A 17,121-nucleotide genomic window follows, 5' to 3' on the forward strand; every position below is an offset into this window, starting at 1 on the left:
GGAGGAGTCGACGCGGTCCTCAGTGCGGGAGGTCCGACAGGCGGCGGCGGTCCAGGGGGGAGGCTCGGCGGTCGAGGCGTTCCTCCAGGAGGTGGCGGGCCGCGTCGCTCTGCCCCGCCTCCAGGAGCGCGTGGAGCAGGGTCTCCTCGACGACCTCGCGCTGCGCGGCGCTGCCGCCCACCCGGCGGAGGGTGGGCAGCAGTCCGCGCAGCCCCTCCGCCGCCGCCGTCCACCGCTCCTCGAGCACCGCTTCGAGCGCCTGGCAGAGCGGGGCGATGACCTCGCGCTGGACCGTGTCGGCTCCGACCGCGTGGGTACGGAGTCGGCGCAGCGCGGGCAGATCGCCCCCCGCGGTGAGGGCGACCGCGCTGTGCAGCGCGGTGAACGCCGTCGCGGGTCGCTCCAGGAGGTCGCGGGCGACGGCGTCGAGCACGCCGTCGACGGGAACGCTGCCGGTCCAGTTCCGGGTCATCCGGGCCCGCCACAGCAGGGAACCGGAGTCGACAAGCGCCCGTACGCCGTTGACCTGGCGCGGCGCGAGCTGGGCGAACCACCGGCGGCGTACCGCCTCGGAGTCGTCCAGGGCGAGTTCGTGCAGCGCCACGTGCCAGGAGAAGTGGGCCCGGTGCACCGCGCCCCGGCCCTGGCCGCCGATCCAGCCGTCGAGCCAGTCGCGGCCGACGCGGTGGTCGCCGGACTCGTAGTGGACATGGGCGAGGGCGTGTACGGCGTGTCCCGAGGCGGGTTCGACGGCCAGGGCGGCCGTGGCGAGGGCGCCCGCCTCCTCGATGCGCCCCTGCTCCTGGCGGACGAAGGCGAGCAGCGAGGTCGGGAACCAGTGGCCGTCGTAGGCGGGCGCGGCGTGCTCGACGAGGCGCCGGGCGAGCGACCCGTCGAGATCGCCGACACCGGAGAAGGCGATCGTGGGTACCGCGATGCTCAGCGCGAAGGCGTCGCCCGGGTACCGGTCGAGGTGGTCGACGAGCGCCCGGTCGCCGTCCGATCCCGCCACCCCCTCGTGTTCCTGGATCCGGCGGGTGACGACGTCCACGAACGAACGCTCCCGGTCGTCGCCGCGCTCGGCCACGCTGCGCTGGGCGTCGGCGAGTTCGCGGTGCACGTCGAGGTCCTCGCCGCACTCGTGGCCGAGGAGGGCGAGCGCGGCGTGGCCGAGGGCGAAGCCGGGGTCGAGCGTGGTGGCCCGGGCGAACGCCTCGGCGGCCTTCGCCCGTACGGTGACGACCCGGCCGAGGCCGCTGCGGAAGGCGGCGGCAGCGGCGGCGTGGGTGGTGAGCGGCAGGCCGAACTGGTCGGTGGGCCGGCGGCGCGCGGGCTGCGGGGCGCGGGTGAGCGGGGCGAGCACGGACTCGGCGATCTCCCGGGCCTGCGCCCTGATCTCGGGGATGGCCGTCGTCTCCCACAGCTCGCCGCGCCGGGACGCGCCGAGGGTGAACACCGGCCGGTCGGTGGTGCCCCGGGCGTCGCGCAGTCGGCCCGCGTCGGTGGCGACGCCGATGCCGAGCGGGCCGGGCACCGCGAGGCCGTCGGCGAGCAGGCCGCCCCAGAGCGGGTCGCCGGCGGCGTCGACCCGGAGCCCGGGCCCGGTGCAGTCGACGACCCACGCCACCGTCACCTCGCGCCCGTCGGCCAGCCCGACGGCGAGCCGGCCGTCGTCCAGCGGCCGGGCGGCGGCGATCCGGCCCGCGTGGAGGCGCAGCCGGTCGGCGGCGCGCGCCCGGGCGATCGTCTCGGCGGTGGTCGGTGCCATCCGGTGGCGGTGGACGTTCCACCGGGTCGCGTCGCGGTCGAGGAAGTCGGCCCGCTCCTCGTCGGTGAGCCCCTGCCAGAGCGCGGCGATCGTGGGCCGCAGCCCGTCGAGGGCCGGTCGCCAGTCGCCGTGATCGCGCAGTGAGGCGGCCAGGTGCCGGCGCAGCGCGGTGCGCAGCCGGCGCAGCGGCAGGGCCGTGAGGCCGGGCGGTGGCGGTACGGGCGGCAGCGGGGCGACGGCGTGCGGCCGGGGCAGCAGTCCGCTGCGGGAGAGCGCGTGCACGGTGCGGCCGGGCCGGTCGAGCACGAGAGCGAGGTCGACGGCGGTCAGGCCGGTGCCGACGAGCAGCACGTCGTCGTCGGCGCCCACGGCGTCGAGCGCGCCGGGTGCCCAGGGGGCGGCGATGAACCGTGCGGAGCCGCGCAGTTCGGCCGGTGCCCAGCGCGCGGTGCCGGCGGCGGGCCCGGTGGCCAGGACGACGCTGTCGGCGGTCACCGTCCCGCCGTCGGCGAGCCGCAGTTCGAAGCGTCCGTCGCCGGTGTCCGCGCAGCGGGTCACCCGGGTCCGCAGTCGGCGTACGGCGACGGTGCCGTGGGCCGCGATGACGGCCCGGCCGAGGGTGTCGGCGAGGTAGGAGCCGAAGCGGTAGCGGGAGGCGAAGTCCGCGGCGGTGACGGTGGATTCGCCGTGGCGGCAGAGCCAGCGCCGGAAGTGACCGGCGTCGTCGGGGTAGCAGCTCATCCCGCCGACCGGCACGTTGAGCCGGTGCTCGGGGACCTCGGTGGCGTATGCCGTGCCGCGCCCCGCCTCCGCCGCCGGGTCGATCAGGACGAGATCGAACGGCGTGCGGCGCCGGGCGGCCGTCTCGCACAGCTGGACGGCGACCAGGGCCCCGGCCGCACCCGCGCCGACGACGGCCACGGTCGGTCGCGGCCGCGCGGCCGCCGCCGACCCCGATGACACGGACATGGGCACGGGCTTGGGCGTGGGCGTGGGCTTGGGCACGAGGGACCTCCGGCCGGGGCGGGCACTGCACGACGTTGTTCACTATGTCGATGAACAATGTGAACCGACAAGGGCGCGCCGGTACTTCGCCAGGAGCCGGATCGGTTTCGCGCCAACCGTGAGACATTGAGGCGGTGAGGATCTCAGCGCGAACGGACTACGCGGTCAGGGCCATGGCGGAGCTGGCCTCCTCCCCCGACCGGCCGTTGAAGGCGGAGGACGTCGCCGGCCGGCAGGACATCCCGGTCCGCTTCCTCTTCGTCGTCCTCAGCGAGTTGCGGCAGGCCAGGCTCGTACGGAGCGTGCGCGGCCCGGAGGGTGGCTACATCCTTGCCAGGCCGCCCGCGGAGATCACCCTGGCCGATGTGCTCCGGGCGATGGACGGGCCCCTGGTGAGCGTGCGTGACCTGAAGCTGACGGGGCTGGAGTACCAGGGTGCGGCGGCCCCCATGCCGGACGTGTGGCGCGCGGTCCGCGCGAGCCTGCGCCAGGTCCTGGAGGGGACGACCCTCGCGGACCTGGCGTCGGGTGCGCTGCCGGAGCTCGTACAGGAGCGGGCGCGCGAGTACACCGACGACGTACGCACGTATCCGTAGGCCCACCGCGGGGCTCCCCCGGGCGCCTACCGTCCCGGCAGCCCCAGTTCGCCGCCCTGGTAGAAGGCCTCGGTCTCCTCGACGACGTACGGCGCCATGATCTCGCGGCGCGACCGCTCCGCCTCGGAGGACCGCCAGGCGTCGCACGCCTCCCGCGAATCCCAGAGCGAGACGCCGGTGATCTCCTGGCCGTCCTCGGTCCAGTAGGCGTACGCCCGGTGCAGACCGTCGGGTGAGAAACCGGGGCGCCAGGCCCGCTCGAACTCCTGCAGGGTGCCCGGCTTGATGCGGCGCGTGGTCACCCAGACGAAGCGCTGCTCCATCGTGGCCTCCTCGGGTACGGGGATCGGTGCGGGGTCGCGCACTTCGACCACCGTAGGTCCGTGCGGCCGATCCCGCCTCCGAGGCGGCTACCGGCGGTGACCGTACGGCCGCCAGAGCGCCGCGGTGACCGCGGTGGCGACGGCGACGGCCGTCAGGCGCGGGTAGTCGAGCGTGTCGGGGGTGTCGGTGGGCCGGTGGTAGCGGGGGTTGCGGAAGTTCGCCGTACCGGTGAGCAGGACGGCCGGCACACCCGCGCTCCAGAACGCGGCGTGGTCGCTGCGGCCGAGGTGGTTGACCGGCGGCACGGCGAGGCCGGCGAGCGTGCCCAGCGGGCCGTCCGGACGGGGGTCGCGGAGGGTGACGACGGGCAGGGGCGGATCCGCCGCGCCCGCGGCCCGGCGCCACAGGTCGGCCGCCGCGTCCGAGGAGCGCCGGTGGACGACGAGGGTGAAGTCACCCCGCCGGTCACGGGCGCGTACGGCTCCGGCCGCGTCCCGGAACAAAGCGCCGAAGCCCGCCGGCATCGCCTGCGTCCCGGGCCCGTCCGCGAAGCAGCCGACGGACTCCAGGCAGAGCATGCCGGTGACGCGCCGGCCGTGGCGCGCCGCGCGGGCGACCGCCCGGGCGCCGACGAAGCCGAGCTCCTCCATGTCGAAGCAGGCGAGCCGCACCGCGGGCGGCTCGGGCAGCCCGCCGAGCAGCCGGGCGACCTCCAGGAGGGCCGCCACCCCGGAGGCGTTGTCGTCGGCGCCGGGGCTGTCCACGACGGTGTCCAGGTGCGCCCCGACGAGCACGGCGGGCCGGTCCCCGAGGTCCGGCGGCTCGGCCAGCAGGTTGGCTCCGGTGAGGCGTCGGTGCAGGCGGACGCGGCGCGGTGACAGGCTGCCGCCGACGGGGCGGTCGGTGGTGCCGGGGCGCCATCGGACGTCGAACGGCTGCCGCTCGGTCCGCCAGCCCGCCTCCGCCAGCCGGGCCGCCACATGGGTCTCGGCCCGCGCCATGGCCTCGGGCGCGTGGGTCCGGCCGCGCGGGCGGTCGGCGAGGTACTCCACGTCGTGCCGGAGGCGCGCCGGATCGGCCCGCCGGGTGAGTTCCCGGACGAGGGCGGGCACGTCGGGACCGGCCTCCATGGCGTCGATGGTGGCGTACGGCGCCCGACTCCGCCCGTTCCACGGGTCCCGGGTCCGCCCGTTCTCCGGGCCACGCGGCGGGCACGCGACCGGCGCGTGCGGGTGCCCTGGCGCGGCCGGGCAACCAGACTGGAGGTTCCGCCGTCCCTCTCCATACGACTCCCTCCCACGGAAGGAACCCGGCATGGCGACGCTCGATCCGGTCACCCGGAGGCTCCGGCGACTCTTCACGGTCCTGGACACCGACGGCGACGGGTACGTCACCTGGTCCGATCACCGGCGCGTCGTCGAGGCGTACGCCACCGCGTACGGCCTCGCGGCGGACGATCCCCGGATCCAGGCCCTGGAGCGCGCGTACTGGGCGCAGTGGCTCGGTCTGCTGACGCAGTCGGTACCGGGGCGGGAACGCCTCGACCAGGACGGGTTCGTCGCCGCGCACCGCGCGGTGGGCTACGACAGCGACCGGCCCGAGCTGCTCGAGAACCTGGCGGCGGCCATCTTCCGCATCATGGACACGAAGGGCGACAAGCGGGTCAGCGGGGACGAGTTCACCGCCTACCTGGCCGTCTGGGGCGTCTCCGACGACGAGGGGGCGGAGGTCTTCAGGCATCTGGACCTGGACCGTGACGCGTACGTCTCGCAGCGGGAGATCGCCCGGTCGCTACGGGCGTTCCACCTCCACAACGACAACCTGAACACGCCCGGCGGCATCTTCCTCGGCGTGTACTGACGCCGCTGCTGACGCGGCGCCGGTGCCGACCGGGCGCGGCGGGTGACCGTGCGCCGCGGGCCGGGGTGTGGTCGTATCGGCGTCATGGACGTCACAGAGGCGAACGACGGTGCGGCGGGGCCACCACCGGGGCCGCCCGGTCCCGGCGGCGACCGCCGTCGTGCCGCTCGGCGGGCCGTCGCGAGCCGGACGGCCGACCCGGCCGAACTCGCGGAGTTCCTGGACATACTCGATCTGCGGCCCGAGTCCGACCACCTCTACTCCGGAACGGAGTCCGGGCGCCCCCGCCGGTCCGGCGAGGGGCGCCCGGAGAAGGCCTAGAAGGTCAGGTTCCAGGCGTCGATCCGGCCGGTGTCCTGGCTCGCGTTGTCGTTGACACGGAGCTTCCAGACGCCGTTCGCGACCTCGGCGGAGGCGTTGACCGTGAAGGTCTGGACGAGGTTGTCCGCGGAGCCGCCGGTCCGGTTGTGCAGGGTGTACACGGTGCCGTCGGGCGCCACCAGGTCGACCTTCAGGTCACCGATGTAGGTGTGCTTGATGTCGACCCCGACCTTGAGGGTCGCCGGGGCGTTGCCCGTCACTCCGCCGACCGTGATCGGGCTCTCGACGGTGGCGTTGTCGGCGACCGTCACGTCGGTGAGGTTCTCGAAGTACGCGCCGGGGGGCGGGGTGGAGCCGCCGACCGCCTTCAGCGCGTCGACCCGGCCCTCGCCGAAGAAGCTGTTGTTGGCGGTCGTGCCGGTGCACCGGCCGTCCGCCGGGCAGGCCAGGTCGGTGGCCTGCGTGCCCAGCTTCGTACGGATGTCCGCGGGGGTGTCGCCCGGGTTCGCGCTCGCTATCAGGGCGGCGACGCCCGCGACGTGCGGGGAGGCCATGGAAGTGCCGCTCAGCGACGCGTACTTGCCACCGGGGACGGTGCTGTAGACCGACTCGCCCGGCGCCGACACCTCGATGACGTTGCGTCCGAAGTTGGAGAAGGACGCCTTGGACGAGCCGCTGGTGCCGTTGGCCGCGACCGTGACCACGCCCGGCAGTTCGGCCGGGATGTCCAGGCAGTCGTTGGTGATCGTCCGGGTCACCGGGGTGGAGTCGTTGGGCGAGGAGGTGTCCGTGGTCTTGTTCGCCAGGTCCACGTTGGAGTTGCCGGCCGCCGCGACCTGCAGCGAGCCCTTGCCCTCCGCGTACTTCTGGGCGCGCCCGACACCCTCCAGGATGGCCGCCTGGTCCACGTCGTTCGGGCAGTTGAACTGCCACGGGTCCGTGTAGTAGCTGTTGTTGGTGACCTTGAAGCCGCGGTCACCGGACCAGACGAGCCCGCAGATCGTGTTCTCCGGGAAGAAGAGCGTGCTGCCCGGCTCCGCGATGCGGACCGACGAGATTTTCACGCCCGGCGCGACGCCGATGGCGCCCTTGCCGTTCTTGGCGGCCGCGACGGTGCCGGCCACGTGCGTGCCGTGGGTGTCGACGTCCCGCCAGGCCCCGGCCCGGGTGTCCGCCTTGCCGTACGCGCAGGAGACCGAGTCGGCGGCGTTGAAGTTCGGTGCCAGGTCCTGGTGCTGGTCGTCCACGCCGGTGTCCAGGATGCCGACCTTGACGGTGGGCGAACCGGTGCTGACGGCCCAGGCCTGGTCGGCCTTGATCTGGGTCATGTCCGAGCGGACCGGCTCGGTGGCCGGGGCCGCGGACTGCGCCGGGTTGCCGGGCAGCGCCGGGTTGTAGGCGTCGGCCGGAACGTCGGAGGTCCGGCTGGCGCCGACCTGCTGGACGCCGCTGACGCCGCGCATGGTCGAGGCGAAGGTGCCGGAGGTGGAGTGCGCCACGACCACGCCGATGGCGTCGAAGTACGAGAAGACCGTACCGCCGTTGGCGGCGACGGCCGCCCGGACCGCCGAGGAGTCCCCGGGGGCGGTGATCACCAGATACGCCCGGGTGCCGGCCACCCAGCCCGCCGCCTTCGCGGTGGTGAACGTGCGGGACGCCGAGGCCGCGGCGGACGAGACGTACGCGTCACTTCCGGCGGAGTTCATCGGTGCGGCGGAGTTCACGGGCGCCGCCGAGGCGGTCGTGGGCTCCGGGACGCCCGCGGGGGCGACCGGGGCGGCTCCGACGGGCGCGGCGAGCGCGACGACCGCTCCGAGGGCGGTGACGGCCGTGGCCGGGAGTCTCAGCCTGCTGGTTATGTGGGAAAACAATGCGTCCTCCGATGGCCCGGTGACGCTGGTGACGTCGGCCGGACCCTGTGTTGTGTGGGGTGGACGCAAGATCCCAGAGGCCGTGGGCGGAAGGAAGCCTTCTGTCCGACAAGCCCGTTGGCGTTACACACTGTTGACCTGACGGTGTGTCGGTCGGGGCGGGTTTCGGAGCGCTTGGGCGGGTTCGTTAGGGTGGGCGCCGTGCGGGTGCTGCTGGTCGAGGACGACGGGGATCTGCGTTTCGGGGTGGCCGCCGCGCTGCGGGCCGCCGGGTTCGCGGTCGACGAGGTCGCGGACCTTCCCCAGGCGGACGAAGCGCTCTTCGTCACGTCCTACGACTGCGCGGTGTTCGACCGGATGCTGCCCTCCGGGGACGCCGCCACGTACGTCGCGGAGCTGCGCCGCCGGGGCGGGGCCGTGCCGGTGCTCTTCCTCACCGCCCGGGACACCGTCGCCGACCGGGTCGGCGGCTTCGCCAGCGGCGGGGACGACTATCTGGTCAAGCCGTTCGCGGTGCCCGAACTCGTCGCCCGGGTGGGCAGTCTGTGCCGCCGGGCGGGCGTCGTCCGGCCGCCCGTCCACCGCGTCGCCGACCTGGAGATCGACACCGCCCGGCGGCAGGTCAGGCGCGCCGGGGTCCTGCTGACTCTGACGGGGCGCGAGTTCGCCGTCCTGGAGGTGCTGGCGGCCCGCGCCGACCAGGCGGTCTCCCGGGCCGAGCTGATCGAGAGCTGCTGGGACGAGATGGCGGAGCCGCGCTCGAACGTCCTGGAGGTCCTGGTCTCCCAACTGCGCCGCAAGCTCGGCGACCCGCCGCTCATCCACACCGTACGGGGCCTCGGCTACCGGCTCGCCCCGGCGGGGCAGGAGTGAACATCCCGGCGGCCCGGGCGCTCACGCCCACCGAGCGGGTCCGCCGGCTGCGCAGAAGGATCACCGCCCTGTTCGCGCTCACCAGCGCCGCAGGACTCGTCGCCATGGCCGTCCTCGCCGTGCGCAGCGACGACGCGCGGTGGCGCGAGCAGCTCGACCAGGCGATGAACCTGGACACCACGCAGGCGATCAGTCTGCTGACGTACGACGAGGACGACCGGCTCGACACCGCCGACCTCGCCGGGACCATGGACACCGGCTGCCCGCAGCTGACGGTGTTCTCCGTACCGAGGGACGGGTCCTCCGGGCCGGTCGTCGACTACGCCGGGAAGGACCCCTGTCTGGCCGGGCGCCCCGCCGACGTCCGGGCGGTGGCCGGGACCGCGCTGCGCCGGGAGGACGTCGTCGCCGTCGACGGGCGGGCGGTGGACGGGCGGCCGGTCCGGCTGTTCGCGGAGCCGTTCTTCGCTCCCGACGCCGAGGGCGACGCGGGCCGGGACGGCGCGGTCGTCACGCTGTACGAGACCTCCGAGGCGATGGCCGACCACCGGCGTACGACCTGGCTCCTGGCGGCCGGCTGCGCGGTCCTGGTGCTGCTGTCGGCGGCGGTCGGCCATGTGCTGTCCGGGCGGGCGATCCGTCCGGCGCTGACGGCGCTGGGGCAGCAGGAGGCCTTCCTGGCCGACGCGGCCCACGATCTGCGGACGCCGGTGGCCTCGCTGCGGATGCTCGCCGAGACCGCCCTGCGCGGCGACACCGACAGCACGGAGGTGCTCCGCCGGACGATGCGGCTCGCGGACGGCATGGGCGGGCTCGTCGACGGGCTGCTCACCCGGGCCAGGCTGATGACCGGGGTACAGACGCTCGCACGGGAGCCGCTGCGGCTCGACCAGCTGGTGGAGGCGGTGGTCGCGGACACCCCGGCGGAGGGGCACCGGGTGACGGTACGGGCCGGGGAGACGGTCGTCGTGGCCGACCCCGATCTCGTACGCCGGGCGGTCGCGAACCTGCTCGGCAACGCCCTCGCCCACGGGCACGCGCCGGGTGAGGCGGCGGACGTAATGATCGAGGTCGCCCGGGAGGGACGCGAGGGGATCGTGACGGTGACGGACGGCGGTCCCGGGCTGCCGCCGGGGGTGGCGGACGCGCTCTTCGAGCGGTTCCGCAGCGGGGCGGGGTCGACCGGGCTCGGCCTCTCCATCGCCTCCTGGGTCGCCCACGCCCACGGCGGAAGCCTCACCGCCACGAGCGGCGGGGGCAGCGGAGGCGGAGAGACGGGCGAGCTCCGCGGCGCCCGCTTCGTGCTGCGCCTGCCCGCCGACGAGAGCTGAGGCCCGCGGCCGACGGCCGGCGCCCTCGCCCTGGCCGGGTCCGCGGCGGCGGACGCCGGCCCGGGACCGAGGCCCCGGGACCGACGAACGGCGCCCCATCATGCTGCGCCTGCCCGCCGACGGCGGCGGCCGGGGCCTGGTGCGCCGCGCCGCCGACGGCGGCTGAGGCCCGGCGGCCGGGGCCTGGTCGAGCGCGCCGCGCCGCCGACGGCGGCTGAGCGCCGGCTGCCGACGGCGGCCGAGGCCCCGGGCACGGGCCGAGGGGCCTCCTCACGAAATCCTCAGCATCGCCCCGCGAAGCTGAGGCGCACCGCCCCCAGGCCTCCCAGGAGCACTCTCGTGAAGCGCGTCGTCCGTCCTCGCCCTGCCCTCGCCCTGACCCTCGCCGTCCTCGGCGCCACCACCCTCTCCGCCTGCACCACGGCCGCGCCGTCGGCGGCGCGGACCGACGGCCGTGCCGCCGCCGTCGATCCGGCCACCCGGCCCGAGTTGAGGTCGTTCTACACGCAGAAGCTGAAGTGGACGGCCTGCGGCGAGTTCCGGTGCGCGCGGCTGACCGTGCCGATGGATTACGGCGATCCGGCAAACGGGCGGACCTTCGTCCTGCCGGTCGCGAAGGCGGCCACCGCCGACCCGGCGCGCCGCATCGGCTCGCTCGTCTTCAACCCCGGCGGTCCCGGCGGCTCCGGCGTGGGCTCGCTCAAGGAAGGCGCCGCCGAGTCGTTCAGCGCCAAGGTCCGCGAGCGCTTCGACATCGTCTCCTTCGACCCGCGCGGTGTGGGCGCCAGTACCCCGGCCCTGACCTGCGACGACGGCAAGGAGGATGGAGAACCCGCGGCGGACGCGCCGCGCAACGAGCACCCGCTGAACCCGCGTACCGACGCCGACCGGGAGGGCGCCCTCGCCCTGGCCAGGTCCGCGGCGGCGGAGTGCGTGGAGCGGAGCGGCGCCATCCTGCGGCACGTCGGGACCCGTGACGCGGCCCGCGACATGGACGTGCTCCGGGCGGCGCTCGACGAGCCCCGGCTCACCTATCTCGGCTGGTCGTACGGGACGAGCCTGGGCACCTCGTACGCCGAGCAATTCCCGCGCCGGGTACGGGCGTCGGTCCTCGACGGGGCGATCGACCCGTCGCTCGACTGGCGCGCCCGCGCGCGGAGCCAGGCCGTCGGCTTCCAGCGGGCCGTCGACGACTACGCCACGTACTGCGCCGACGTCGTCGGGGACGGTGTCTGCCCCGGGGCGACCCCGGACGAGATACGTACGGTGATCGACGGGCTCTTCGCCCGGACGGCCCGCGAGCCGCTGCCGGTCGACGGGTCGGAGTTCGGGGTCGACGAGCGGGCGCTGCTCGACGCGCTGTCCATGGCGATGTACACGCCCGAGCAGCAGTGGAAGGGACTGTCGGAGGCACTGACCGCGGCCGCCGGCGGCGACGGTACGAAACTTGCCGCGCTCGCGGACGGCGACGAGGCCCCCGAGGACGACGGCGACAGCGGCGCGGAGGAGGTCCCCGGCGAGGAGTCCGGGCCCGCCGACAACGAGGACGCCGCGCTCCTCGCCGTGAACTGCGCCGACACCCCGCACCCCCGCGACGCCCAGCCCTACTGGGACGCCCTCGCCCCCGCCGACAAGGCCGCCGGCCCGTACGGCACCACGAGCGTGCTGGACGCCATGACCTGCAAGGACCTGCCGGCGGGTGCGGGGAAGCCGCACCGCGTCCGCGCCGAGGGCGTGCCGCCGGTCCTCGTGGTGGGCACCACCGGCGACCCGGCGACCCCGTACGAGGAGTCGGAAAGCCTCGCGGCCCAGTTCCCCGGCGGGATGCTGCTGACGTACGAGGGCGTGGGCCACACCGCGTACGGCCGCTCGGGCGCCTGTGTGACGGACGCCGTCGACGCCTACCTCGTCACGCTGAAGCCGGTCCGTCCCGGCACGACCTGTCAGTAGAGCCGCGGGGACATGACGTGCGGTTCGGCGCCCGGTACTTCGAGGACACAGCGAGGGATGCCGGGACCGGCGGCGGCCCGGACCGTCGCCGGGGTCGGCGGATCGGTCGGCAGTTCGATGTGGACGGTCACCGGGCGGTCGGCGCCGGTCGTGGCGTACCCCGTCTCCTTGCCGTCGACGAGGACCTCGACGACGGCCTTGTGGCCGGTCTGGACCGTGACGCTGACCGAGTGCCCCGCGTGGTCGATGTGGAAATGGTGGCGTCGTCTCATGGGGTCGCCTCCGACCGGGTCGCCGTCACGCCGCCCCTTCGCTCCAGGGTAGCCACGCGGCACCCCGGCGGCCTCCGATGCCCACGCGGCGTCATCACCCGAACAGCCGCCCTCCGGGCGTGCAACCCCCCCTCGGTCGGGTGCACTGGAGGAGCAAGCGTCCGCCGAGCATGGAGACGACCATGTACGAAATGCACGTCGGCATAGCGCCCCGGGACGGGGTCTTCGTCTGGCACGTGGCCGCCATCGGCAAGGCGACCGCCCTCTGCGGGCAGTCGCTGCACGAGGAGCCGCTCGAAGAGCGCGAGAGGACCGACCGTCACTGCACCCCTTGTATGAGTTCTTTCCAGGAGCTGATGAACGACCGGCGGTGACTGCCGGAGTTTCCGATTTCCCCCGCCCCCCAGCGCACCACGTCGTACCACCGCCCCTCACACCCCCAGTCGGTCGTAGAACGCCGACAGCCTCGGCCGCCGCTCGGCGCGTTCGCGCGAGTGGCGGTCGAGTTCTTCCATGAGGCGGCGGCTGCGGTGGTCGAGATCCAGTTCGTCGAGGATCCGGTCGACCTCGGCGAGCAGCGCTCCGTACAGCTGCCACTCGCGGGGGTCGCGCTGAACGACCTGGAGCAGCAGCTCCGCCGCGTGGTCGCGGACGGCCCGGGCGGCGCGGAGTTCGCCGGCGAGCCGTTCCTCGGCGGCGTCGGCGTCCGCGCTGACGTGGGTGGAGACGAGGACGGCGAAGCTCACCAGCGTGTCGGCGACCCGGTCCAGGAGGTCTTCGAGGGCGAGCGCGACGTCCTTCGGGAAGAGTTCCGTGCCTCGGCGTTCCCTGGCGAGGTCCGTGAGCGTCCTGGCGAGGACCCGGAGGACGACGGCGCAGATTTCCAGCGTGTCGAGTCCGGTACGCAGCACGATGCGGTGCAAGACCCCTTCCTTGACCCGGGGGTTGAGCCGGAGGCTGTCCTCCGCCTGGCGCAGCGCCGCGTCGACGTCGGCCACGTCGTTGTCGAGGCGGCGGGCCTCGTACAGGCGGGCGGCGGCACGGTCGACGGGGACGGGGCTGGTGAGTTCCTCGCCGATGCCCAGCATGAGCCGGCGCATGCGGCGCGCCAGGTCCTCGATGGACTCCCCCGCCGTGCCGACCCAGACGGGCGGGACGAGGACCGTGTTGAAGGTCAGTCCCACGACCGCGCCGATGAGGGTCTCGAGAACCCGGTCCCAGGCGGTGTCGGTGACCTGGGTGACGCCGAGGACGAGCATGGCGCTGATCGCGACCTCGGGGACGAACTCGTCGACGCGCACGAAGCGGCCCACCACCAGCGAGGCGAGGATGATCAGCCCGAGACTCCACCAGGTGAGGCCCACCAGGGCGCTGAAGGCGATCGCGATGATGACGCCGACGACCACCGAGTTGACCCGGCGGATGCCGGTGGTGAGCGTGGAGTACAGGGTGACCTGGACGACGAGCAGCGCGGTGAGCGGGGCGGTCAGCGGGGCTGCTTCGCTGCTCAGCTGGAGCGCGACGACATAGGAGATCGTGGCCGCGGCGGTCGACCGTACGGTCTGCGTGACCGCCGGGTCCCGGCGCCGCGCCCACAGGTCGGCCACGGCTCGTCGTAGCGCAGCGCGCACGTCCCTCACCTTGTCAGGCTTTCGCACCGGCGGACTCTTCGCATGCCGTACTGCCCCGGGACAGGCGTACCGGGACGGGCGTGGCGGAATGGCGATCTCGCCGGGCGTACGGTGGGATGGTGAGCGATCACACGTCCGCGACGGATGGATGAAGGCTGTGTCGACCTCGAGCCATGCGGTGTCCGGCGCCCCGTGTTGGGTCAGTCTCATGGCCCGCGATCTCGGCGCCGCCGAGACCTTCTACGGGGGTGTCTTCGGCTGGGAGTTCCGGCCCACCCGGCTGGGCGAGGAGTTCTCCGTCGCGCTGAGTGACGGTGCCCCGGTCGCCGGGATCGGCGCCCTCGCGCCGCGCCTCGCGGTGGCCGTCGCCTGGACCCCGTACTTCGCCGTCGACGACGCCGACGTGACGGCGGCGCGCATCCGGGAGCGGAGCGCCACGGTGGCCGTGGGGCCGCTGCGGTTCGGGACGGGGCGCGCGGCGCTCGCCTCGGACCGTGAGGGTGCCGTCTTCGGCATCTGGGAGGGCGAGGTCATCCCGGACTGGAGCGTCGGCAAGGGCGGTGCCCCGGCGTGGCTGGAGCTGCGGACCCGGAACGCCTTCGACGCGGCGATCTTCTACGCCGAGGTGCTGGACTGGGCCGGTGAGCGGCCCGGCTGCTGTCAGGTGAGTTACGAGGACGACCACGTCGTCCTGAGCCACGGCGAGATCACCGTCGCCCGGCTCTACGGAGGCGCGGTGGAAGCCGCCCCCGACCCGCAGGTCAGGCCGCGCTGGCACGTGCACTTCCGGGTACCCGACGTCGATGAGGCGATCGAGGCGGCCCTCCGGCTCGGCGGGACGACGACCTCGCCGATCCGGCCTTCGGGCAACGGCCGGTGCATCACGCTGCGCGATCCCGACGGCGGGCTCTTCACGGTCGCCGACAGCGTGGAGTGACCCGCTCCTGTTACTCCCCCGCGTGCGCGGCGCGCCGGATGGTGGCGTCCACGAGGGCCAGGGCCTGATCGGCGGTACGGCCGGGGGCGCGGTTCCAGGGGCCGATGAGGCCGGTCCAACCCTGGGCGCGCAGTTCGGTGACGAGCCAGGCGGCGGAGCGGTTCATGGTGTCGGCGCTGCCGTAGCCGAGGCGGTGCGCGCTGAGCAGGGCGCCGCAGACGCAGCGGGCGCCCCGGGTGTCGCGGAGGCGGTACGGCTTGTTCTGCCAGCCCCACTCGACGAGGACGCGGCGGGCGTGGGCGAGGTGGGTGGAGGGCCGTACGTCGGGCTGGCCGAGGCGGCGCCAGGCGTGCAGCCGGTCGGGCAGCACCGCGCCGAGCCGGCCGGGGAGCGGCCGCTCGGCGGGCGGCGGCGGGGCGAGGCCGCCGAGGGCGGTGGCCACGAGCTGGTCGACGGGGACGGAGAGCAGCCGACGCCAGTCCCCGGGAGCGGTCGGCGGACCGTCGTGCGACGGGGTGCCGCCGTACGGCGTATCCCAGTGACGGACGATTTCCTGCCACGCGGCTGTGTCGTGGAGGTCGACGGCGGCGCGGTCGAGGTCGTCGGGGGCGAGGGTCGGCAGGGACATGCGCGCTCCGGGCTCTCGGCGGATCTTTCACTCATCGAATCGTCGGCTTTGTCCCGAACATTCTTGAGCGATCCAGCCAAAAGTTACCAATAGGTATGCCGTGACTTCCCGTGCCGACGGCAGTAGAACTCGTTCCCATTCCACCGACAGTGAGGGCTCCTCATGGCTGTTACACGCCGTGGATTCATCACGGGAACAGGTTCTATTCTCTCCACCCTCGCACTCCCCGGGCACGCACTCGCCTCGGCCACCCAGTCCCGTATCCCCGCCCTGGTGATCGGCACCGGCTACGGCGGCTCCGTCGCCGCGCTGCGGCTGGCCCAGGCGGGGGTCGACGTGCGCATGGTCGAGATGGGCATGGCCTGGGACACCCCCGGCCCCGACGGAAAGGTCTTCGCCAACACGACCACCCCTGACCTCCGCTCCTTCTGGCTGCGCACCCGCACCAAGCAGCCCCTCAGCCAGTTCCTCGGCTTCCCGCTCGACAAGGACGTCCCCCGCCACACCGGGATCCTCGACGCCGAGGAGTTCGGCGGCATCACCGTCTACCAGGGGCGGGGCGTCGGCGGCGGCTCCCTGGTCAACGGCGGTATGGCGGTCACCCCGCGCCGGGAGAACTTCGGCGCGATCCTGCCGACCGTCGACGCCGGCGAGATGTACGACCGGTACTACCCGCGCGCCAACGCGGGGCTCGGCGTGAACCACGTCGACCCCGGCTGGTGGGAGAGCGCGGCCTGCTACCAGTACGCCCGGGTCGGCCGTAAGCACGCCCAGCGCTCCGGCTTCCCGTTCGTCTTCGTGCCCAACGTCTACGACTGGGAGTACATGAAGCAGGAGGCGGCCGGCGCCGTCCCCAAGTCGGCGCTGGCCGGGGAGGTGCTCTACGGCAACAACCACGGCAAGAAGACGCTCCAGAAGACCTATCTGGCGCAGGCCCGGGCGACCGGGCGGGTCACCGTCTCACCGCTGCACAAGGTCACGTCCGTCGCCCCCGCGTCCGGCGGCGGGTACACGGTGGTCATCGACCGCCTCGACACCGCGGGGAACACCACGTCCACGGAGAGCGTCGTCGCGGACCGGGTGTTCTTCGCGGCCGGCAGCGTCGGCACCAGCAAGCTGCTGACCAGGCTGAAGGCCACCGGCGCGCTGCCCGGCCTCAACGGCGAGATCGGCAAGGGCTGGGGCGACAACGGCAACGTCATGTGCGGCCGCGCCAACCACATGTGGGACGCGACCGGCAAGCTCCAGTCCTCCATGCCCACCGCCGGCATCGACAACTGGGACGCGGGCGGCGCGTTCGCCGAGGTGGCACCGCTGCCCACCGGCATCGAGACGTACGCCTCGTTCTACCTCTCCATCACGAAGAACCCGCACCGCGCCGAGTTCTCCTGGAACGCCGCGGCCGGCCGGGTCGAGCTCAACTGGCAGACGGCCTGGAAACAGGCGTCCATCGACGCCGCCAAGACGATCTTCGACAAGATCAACGCGAAGGAGGGGACGATCTACCGCACGGACCTGTTCGGCGCGTACAAGATCTGGGGCGACCACCTGACGTACCACCCGCTCGGCGGCGCGGTGCTCGGCCGGGCCACCGACAACTACGGTCGGCTGCACGGCCATCCGGGCCTCTACGTGATCGACGGCGCGCTGATCCCGGGCAACACCAGCGTCAACCCGTTCGTCACGATCACCGCGCTCGCCGAACGCAACATCGAGCAGATCATCGCCACCGACCTCTGAGGTCACGGGTCACA

The 17,121-nt window shown here is 73.9% G+C and carries 16 protein-coding genes; 9 read left to right on the forward strand and 7 right to left on the reverse strand.

Annotated elements, in window-relative coordinates; translation table 11 throughout:
• Positions 1-19: 19 nt before the first annotated feature.
• Positions 20-2,737, reverse strand: coding sequence for an FAD/NAD(P)-binding protein (locus Q5762_RS01930; RefSeq protein ID WP_315890105.1), 2,718 nt, complete (start codon positions 2,735-2,737; stop codon positions 20-22).
• Positions 2,738-2,907: 170 nt separating this feature from the next.
• Here Q5762_RS01930 and Q5762_RS01935 point away from each other — a divergent pair, with 170 nt between their 5' ends.
• Positions 2,908-3,369: an Rrf2 family transcriptional regulator gene (locus Q5762_RS01935; RefSeq protein WP_315890106.1), complete on the forward strand. Its 462-nt coding sequence runs from the start codon at positions 2,908-2,910 to the stop codon at positions 3,367-3,369.
• Positions 3,370-3,395: 26 nt separating this feature from the next.
• Here the strand turns inward: Q5762_RS01935 and Q5762_RS01940 are convergent, their stop codons facing one another.
• Positions 3,396-3,734 carry an antibiotic biosynthesis monooxygenase gene (locus Q5762_RS01940; protein WP_315890107.1) on the reverse strand — a complete coding sequence of 113 codons (339 nt, stop codon included), beginning with the start codon at positions 3,732-3,734 and terminating at the stop codon, positions 3,396-3,398.
• Positions 3,735-3,779: 45 nt separating this feature from the next.
• A complete protein-coding gene (locus Q5762_RS01945; RefSeq protein WP_315890108.1) occupies positions 3,780-4,823 on the reverse strand; it encodes a M28 family peptidase in 1,044 nt (347 codons plus the stop codon).
• 184 nt (positions 4,824-5,007) lie between these two features.
• Between Q5762_RS01945 and Q5762_RS01950 the strand changes: the two genes are divergently transcribed.
• Both Q5762_RS01950 and Q5762_RS01955 read left to right on the forward strand, forming a co-directional pair.
• Positions 5,008-5,553 carry an EF-hand domain-containing protein gene (locus Q5762_RS01950; protein WP_315890109.1) on the forward strand — a complete coding sequence of 182 codons (546 nt, stop codon included), beginning with the start codon at positions 5,008-5,010 and terminating at the stop codon, positions 5,551-5,553.
• Positions 5,554-5,637: 84 nt separating this feature from the next.
• Positions 5,638-5,874 carry a hypothetical protein gene (locus Q5762_RS01955; RefSeq protein WP_315890110.1) on the forward strand — a complete coding sequence of 79 codons (237 nt, stop codon included), beginning with the start codon at positions 5,638-5,640 and terminating at the stop codon, positions 5,872-5,874.
• Here Q5762_RS01955 and Q5762_RS01960 read toward each other — a convergent pair.
• Entirely contained in the window at positions 5,871-7,745 is a 1,875-nt protein-coding gene (locus Q5762_RS01960) for a S8 family serine peptidase (protein ID WP_315890111.1), read from the reverse strand. The genes Q5762_RS01955 and Q5762_RS01960 overlap by 4 nt on opposite strands.
• A 207-nt stretch (positions 7,746-7,952) precedes the next feature.
• Here Q5762_RS01960 and Q5762_RS01965 point away from each other — a divergent pair, with 207 nt between their 5' ends.
• The 3 genes from Q5762_RS01965 to Q5762_RS01975 all read left to right on the forward strand — a co-directional run bounded on the left by Q5762_RS01965 (position 7,953) and on the right by Q5762_RS01975 (position 11,899).
• A complete protein-coding gene (locus Q5762_RS01965; protein ID WP_315890251.1) occupies positions 7,953-8,618 on the forward strand; it encodes a response regulator transcription factor in 666 nt (221 codons plus the stop codon).
• Entirely contained in the window at positions 8,615-9,949 is a 1,335-nt protein-coding gene (locus Q5762_RS01970; RefSeq protein WP_315890112.1) for a HAMP domain-containing sensor histidine kinase, read from the forward strand. Before Q5762_RS01965 ends, Q5762_RS01970 begins: the two co-directional genes overlap by 4 nt.
• 339 nt (positions 9,950-10,288) lie before the next feature.
• A complete protein-coding gene (locus tag Q5762_RS01975; protein WP_315890113.1) occupies positions 10,289-11,899 on the forward strand; it encodes an alpha/beta hydrolase in 1,611 nt (536 codons plus the stop codon).
• Here the strand turns inward: Q5762_RS01975 and Q5762_RS01980 are convergent.
• Positions 11,893-12,171, reverse strand: coding sequence for a hypothetical protein (locus Q5762_RS01980; protein ID WP_315890114.1), 279 nt, complete (start codon positions 12,169-12,171; stop codon positions 11,893-11,895). The genes Q5762_RS01975 and Q5762_RS01980 overlap by 7 nt on opposite strands.
• Positions 12,172-12,353: 182 nt before the next feature.
• Here Q5762_RS01980 and Q5762_RS01985 point away from each other — a divergent pair, with 182 nt between their 5' ends.
• Positions 12,354-12,545 (forward strand): hypothetical protein, encoded by a 192-nt coding sequence (locus Q5762_RS01985; protein WP_315890115.1) that lies wholly within the window; start codon positions 12,354-12,356, stop codon positions 12,543-12,545.
• A 57-nt stretch (positions 12,546-12,602) separates the two neighbouring features.
• Here the strand turns inward: Q5762_RS01985 and Q5762_RS01990 are convergent, their stop codons facing one another.
• Positions 12,603-13,802 carry an aromatic acid exporter family protein gene (locus tag Q5762_RS01990; protein ID WP_315890116.1) on the reverse strand — a complete coding sequence of 400 codons (1,200 nt, stop codon included), beginning with the start codon at positions 13,800-13,802 and terminating at the stop codon, positions 12,603-12,605.
• Positions 13,803-14,010: 208 nt separating this feature from the next.
• Here Q5762_RS01990 and Q5762_RS01995 point away from each other — a divergent pair, with 208 nt between their 5' ends.
• A complete protein-coding gene (locus tag Q5762_RS01995) occupies positions 14,011-14,739 on the forward strand; it encodes a VOC family protein (protein ID WP_315890117.1) in 729 nt (242 codons plus the stop codon).
• 10 nt (positions 14,740-14,749) lie between these two features.
• Here the strand turns inward: Q5762_RS01995 and Q5762_RS02000 are convergent, their stop codons facing one another.
• Positions 14,750-15,367, reverse strand: a complete 618-nt coding sequence (locus Q5762_RS02000) for a hypothetical protein (protein ID WP_315890118.1) — start codon at positions 15,365-15,367, stop codon at positions 14,750-14,752.
• 162 nt (positions 15,368-15,529) lie between these two features.
• Between Q5762_RS02000 and Q5762_RS02005 the strand changes: the two genes are divergently transcribed.
• The gene (locus Q5762_RS02005; protein ID WP_315890119.1) at positions 15,530-17,107 is read left to right on the forward strand and encodes a GMC oxidoreductase; all 1,578 of its coding nucleotides are present in this window, start codon (positions 15,530-15,532) and stop codon (positions 17,105-17,107) included.
• Positions 17,108-17,121: the final 14 nt, after the last annotated feature.

The organism is Streptomyces sp. P9(2023) (genome assembly GCF_032436795.1).
Taxonomy (GTDB): Bacteria; Actinomycetota; Actinomycetes; order Streptomycetales; family Streptomycetaceae; genus Streptomyces.

What these genes read in the sequence shown, in the direction of transcription:
- Q5762_RS01945 (WP_315890108.1), bottom strand. Translation starts at nt 4,823, where the DNA reads ATGGAGGCCGGTCCCGACGTGCCCGCCCTCGTCCGGGAACTCACCCGG.
- Q5762_RS02005 (WP_315890119.1), top strand. Translation starts at nt 15,530, where the DNA reads ATGGCTGTTACACGCCGTGGATTCATCACGGGAACAGGTTCTATTCTC.
- Q5762_RS01985 (WP_315890115.1), top strand. Translation starts at nt 12,354, where the DNA reads ATGTACGAAATGCACGTCGGCATAGCGCCCCGGGACGGGGTCTTCGTC.
- Q5762_RS01950 (WP_315890109.1), top strand. Translation starts at nt 5,008, where the DNA reads ATGGCGACGCTCGATCCGGTCACCCGGAGGCTCCGGCGACTCTTCACG.
- Q5762_RS01930 (WP_315890105.1), bottom strand. Translation starts at nt 2,737, where the DNA reads ATGTCCGTGTCATCGGGGTCGGCGGCGGCCGCGCGGCCGCGACCGACC.
- Q5762_RS01980 (WP_315890114.1), bottom strand. Translation starts at nt 12,171, where the DNA reads ATGAGACGACGCCACCATTTCCACATCGACCACGCGGGGCACTCGGTC.
- Q5762_RS01955 (WP_315890110.1), top strand. Translation starts at nt 5,638, where the DNA reads ATGGACGTCACAGAGGCGAACGACGGTGCGGCGGGGCCACCACCGGGG.
- Q5762_RS01995 (WP_315890117.1), top strand. Translation starts at nt 14,011, where the DNA reads ATGGCCCGCGATCTCGGCGCCGCCGAGACCTTCTACGGGGGTGTCTTC.
- Q5762_RS02000 (WP_315890118.1), bottom strand. Translation starts at nt 15,367, where the DNA reads ATGTCCCTGCCGACCCTCGCCCCCGACGACCTCGACCGCGCCGCCGTC.